General features: G+C 68.5%; 4 protein-coding genes and 1 pseudogene. 1 reads left to right on the top strand and 4 read right to left on the bottom strand.

Features of this window, described 5'->3' with window-relative positions; translation table 11 throughout:
• Positions 1 to 822: 822 nt before the first annotated feature.
• The 3 genes and pseudogenes from ACFV7Q_RS38395 to ACFV7Q_RS38385 all read right to left on the bottom strand — a co-directional run.
• A complete protein-coding gene (locus tag ACFV7Q_RS38395) occupies positions 823 to 1662 on the bottom strand; it encodes a hypothetical protein (protein ID WP_385435590.1) in 840 nt (279 codons plus the stop codon).
• 221 nt (positions 1663 to 1883) lie between these two features.
• The gene (locus ACFV7Q_RS38390) at positions 1884 to 2219 is read right to left on the bottom strand and encodes a hypothetical protein (RefSeq protein WP_385435589.1); all 336 of its coding nucleotides are present in this window, start codon (positions 2217 to 2219) and stop codon (positions 1884 to 1886) included.
• A gap of 751 nt (positions 2220 to 2970) precedes the next feature.
• Positions 2971 to 3159, bottom strand: a pseudogene (locus tag ACFV7Q_RS38385) (transposase); the annotation flags it as partial.
• Between the two features lie 55 nt (positions 3160 to 3214).
• Between ACFV7Q_RS38385 and ACFV7Q_RS38380 the strand changes: the two are divergent.
• Positions 3215 to 3520 (top strand): hypothetical protein, encoded by a 306-nt coding sequence (locus tag ACFV7Q_RS38380; protein ID WP_385435588.1) that lies wholly within the window; start codon positions 3215 to 3217, stop codon positions 3518 to 3520.
• Here the strand turns inward: ACFV7Q_RS38380 and ACFV7Q_RS38375 are convergent.
• A protein-coding gene (locus ACFV7Q_RS38375) for an IS5 family transposase (protein ID WP_385435592.1) occupies positions 3517 to 4262 on the bottom strand; the annotation gives its coding sequence in 2 pieces (ribosomal slippage) (positions 3517 to 3971 and positions 3971 to 4262; 747 coding nt in all). The two genes, ACFV7Q_RS38380 and ACFV7Q_RS38375, sit on opposite strands and share 4 nt — an antisense overlap.
• Positions 4263 to 4403 lie beyond the last annotated feature (141 nt).

Here is a 4403-nt window from a genome sequence, read left to right as displayed (position 1 = left end):
CCCCGGCCCTGGCGGGGGGTGGGGGCGCCGGCCGGGCCCGGCGGGGCCGGCGCGGGGCTTCGCTGCGCTCCACCCGGAGGGCCGGGCGCGTGCCGCGCCCGGGGCCCGCTGCGCGGGCAGCCGGCTCCGCTGCGCTCCACCGGCTTGGGTGGCTCAACCCGGTGCATTACCTGCGGGGTTGTGTAGGATCTGGGATTCGTGCGCACCCCCTCCGCTGCGCTGCGGGGGTGAGGCTGGCAGTAGCAGCGGGGGTGGGGTGGTCCGGTGCGGGCCGGGCAGGTCCTGCCGCCGGGGTGGAGGGCCTCGATGCCGCCGGGGCCACGACTACTGAAGGTGCGTCATTCTGAGGGCCTGGATCGAATCTGGAATGGAGGCTGCATCACTCTGCATCAGTGTGTAGTTGCATGTACCGTTGGCGGATCCGGGTGACACCCTTCGGGGGGTGAACACGGGCCCGTCAACACCCAGACGCCGAGCGGACGCAGCGTTGCACGACCCTCTCCAGGCCGCGCGGACGCGGGCCCGGGGCGAGGGGGCGCAGCGCTGTGACCTGCGTGGACAAGTGAAACAGGCGGGCACAGGGCCGCGTTGCGAACCTTTCCGCAGGCCCTGGGCGAGCACCACCAGGACAAGGCCGACCACCCACCCGCCAGAGCCACAGACCCCCCCCGCCCGGACCCAACCTGACAATCTGTCACCCCACCCGGGCCAATCCCATCGGTCGCCTGAAACCCGCAGATCATCACCAACCAGAATCCCGCCATAAACACGAAACACACCCGGGTCAAATCACGCCCGAGGGTGTTCCAAAGCACCGAGCCTTTACAGCCCCCTCCCCCGCTTCTGCTTATGCCGATTAACAAGCGTCGCGCTACGTCCGGCGAGTTCTCCGATGCGGCGCTGGGTCCATCCCTGGTCCAGTCCGTAGTTCATGCGGGCCACGACCTGGGTGTCGGTGAGCAGTTCGGGGGCGCGGACCGGGGCGCAGTCGGCGGGGAGGGCGGGCAGGTCCCAGTCCTTCACGGGGTCGGCGGCCGGGGCGGGCCGTTCCCAATTTTGGGAATCGGCCGGGGCTGCGGGCTTGTCGTCCTGGTGCTGGTCGACGCGGGCGGTGATCCGGGGGGGGCGGCGGGCTGGGCGACGGCCACGGTTGCCCGGGCGGGCTCGGCGGGCGCCTGCAGGGCCGGGGCGGGGACGCTGGGCACCGTGGGCGCGGGGCGCGACTGCGGGCGCGGCAGCGGGGCCGTGGTCGGCTTCGGCGCGGTCCTGCGGCGCGGGCGCGGCCGGGGCCGGGACGCGATACGCGAGGTCGCCGTAGCGCTGCGACAGCGTGGGGGTGGGCGCCGGGGCCAGAGCCAGGACCGCGGTGTCCGGGCGGGGATGCGGGGCGGGCGCGGGTCCGGCCGCTGACGGCACGCCGTTGGAGCGGTCGATCGTCGTGCCGTCAGCAACCAGGTGCGGTGCGGGAACGGGGACGGGGAGGCGCTTCTCCTCCGGGTCCAGGCGCTTGGCTTCGAGGGCGCGGGCGGAGCGGGACACCTCCCGCCTCTCCTCCAGGTTCAGGGCCTCCTCCTGGTCCTCCCAGTGCCGCCGCCGCTTGCGCTCCTCCTCCTGGCGATCGCGCTCGGCAACGCGCTCCCCGCCGTACCAACCTGCGACCAACCGACCCGCATCAACGCCAAGAACGTCAGCACCAAATCGGCGCCCCTGACAACAGCCGAGTCACCCACGACAACCCACTGACCAGCAGAGAGCCCGATACCCACCCACTGACACCACAATGCCGAACCACCACCGACAAAAACCCGCAGATCATCAGGCGTGCGGGCGCGGTCCCGGGAGTACCTGTGGAGCCGCGCCCGCACCTCAGCACGAGCCTGTGGTTACTGGTCGAGGACCGGCCATCCGCCCCCGCCGGCGATCTTCCGCTGGGAGCAGACGATCTGGTCACCGTTGCCGTTGGTGGCTATGCACAAGTCGCCCTTCAGGAACCAGTAGTAGCCCGATTCGGTGGAGAACGTGATGGCGTCCAGGTCTCGCTCGAACGGCGTGCCCGCCAGAGCCGGCCATGCACGACTGGCGGTGATGTCGATCTCATCGACCAAGAACTTGTCGCCGGCCATGTTGGTCTTCAGGCACTTGTTGCCCTTGAAGAACCAATAGCCGTCGCCGACACACAGGACGGTGTCGATGTCATTCGTGAAGTCTTGCGTTGTCACGCGTCTCCCTTTCTCACGCCGATCGAGCTCTGCCGATCGGGCAGACAGCCTTTCACCGGGTGGCCCAACCAGCGTAGAAGTCCGGCCGAGAGGAAAACAGCACCGGAATCCGGCCACGCGAATAATCGTTTCGCTTCAATCCGGCGTTGGACACGAACACCGTGATCGCCAATACGGATCCCATTGCCTGTCAGCACAATGGACAGCTTGCGGTGCTCCATCCACCCCGCGTCGAGCAGGAACTCGCGAACTGCCGACACCTCGATCCCGGTCCGGTCGAGCCGCCGGCAGGGTAGCAACCGCTCGGCCGCTCTCCCGCCAGAACGGTCGCGGCAGCACGGCGGTGATCGACGCAACGGACACGGTGATGCCTTCTCAAGGGCAGCCCCCACCAGCCGAAATGCGCAGGTGGGGCGATGTCGGGCCAGCGGGCCGGCGCCCCCGTTCTCGACCCGCCACAGCCCCGCCTGACGCCCGCGGCGACGCCCGTTCCCCGGACCGGACTGGCCCGTCAGACACATTCGGACACCGCACGCATGCGGGTCGGGCGTGGCCCTGACAACCACTGCCCCCAATAACGGGCCGCCCCGCCAACCACCGCGAAGGACAACGCACTCCGGCGCACAACCGACCGGCCACCACCCAACCGGGCGGGCAAAGTCCGCAACGGCCGCTCTCCGGATTCCTTCGCACACCCTCGCTGCCCTCGTACGTACGCATGCATATCCCGGGGGCTAGTCCAGCTCGCCCCCTCGAGCACCAGACGGTGGAGCTTGGCCCACACCCGCGCCTTCGTCCATTCGGAGAACCGCCGGTGGGCTGTCGCCCCCGACGGCCCGAAGGACGCGGAAGGCGGCTGTTGCCACGTACAGCCCGAGGTGGCAACGAAAACGATCACGGCCAGTACCTCCCGGTCACCATGCCGGCGCCGGCCGCCGCCCTAAGACGATGCTCAGTTGGCGTGATTGCCCGGTGACCGGGCAAGATTCACCGGCATGGCAGACCCCGAACTTGAGTGTGTCAACGACATCGCCCTCACTGCGGTGCAGGCCCTGCTAGGGCTGATCTCGTCCGATGTGGTGGCGGTAGCGGTTTCAATCGAGGAGGAACGAGTGCGGCTCTCCTTCTGGGTGCGTCGCCACACTGCCGAGATCGACGAAGACATCGCCGATGCGATTGCTGACATGGAGGCGTTTCTCTATCCAGAGATACCGGCCATAGAGCCGCGCGTCACGGTGGGTGTGCCGGAGGCGGCCACCATGCAGCCTCACGAGCGCCTGGTCTACTGGGCCAAGTCCTAGACCTGCACCGCTCTGCGGTAGCAGATAAGGGTGCAGGCGATGCCGACGAAGGCGAGAAAGTGCTCGGCCTTTCGCTCGTAGCGTCGATGCAGGCGACGGCAGCCGTTCAGCCACGAGATCGTGCGCTCTACTACCCAGCGGTGCCGGCCCAGGCGATCGGACGGCTCGATGCCGCGGCGGGCAATGCGTGGCACGATCTGCCGACGGCGCAGCCATCCTCGCAGGTGGTCGAAGTCGTAGCCCTTGTCTGCGTGGAGTCTGGCCGGGCGGCGACGTCGGGGGCCGAAGCGCGAGCGGATCGGCGGGATGCCGCGCATCAGCGAGATCAGGGCCTGGCTGTCGTGGAGGTTGGCGCCAGAGATGCCGACCGAGATCGGCAGCCCGTTGCGGTCACAGATGACGTGAAGCTTCGATCCGAGCTTGCCGCGATCGGTCGGATTCGGTCCAGTCATCGGCCCCCTTTGACCGCCCGGACACTGACCGAGTCGATCGCGCAGCGCGACCAGTCCAGCTCGCCGTTCACACCAAGTCGATCGAGGACCACGCGGTGCAGCTTGGCCCAGACCCGCGCCGTCGACCAGTCTGCGAAACGCCGGTGCACCGTCTGCCAGGAGGCACCGAAGATTGGCGGCAACTGCCGCCAAGTACAGCCCGAGGTGGCGACGAAGATGCGTATCGGCGGCTCCGGCGCCACGTCCTGGAAGATCTCCCACAGCCCGTCCGGCACCAGCCGTTCAACCATGTCCATGCCCGGAGCAACGATCTATCGCCAATCAAGACACCGCCTAAGACCGTGTCCTATGTGGCCATGGGTCGTTGGGCTCGTCATGGGGCGGGGTACGTGGAGTTGGATTGTTCCGGACGGGCTGTGGGAGATCGCGAA

Source organism: Streptomyces sp. NPDC059851 (assembly GCF_042732005.1).
GTDB lineage: Bacteria > Actinomycetota > Actinomycetes > Streptomycetales > Streptomycetaceae > Streptomyces.
The sequence above is the reverse complement of the archived record's forward strand: the minus strand, read 5'-3'. Positions and strand labels throughout refer to the sequence as shown.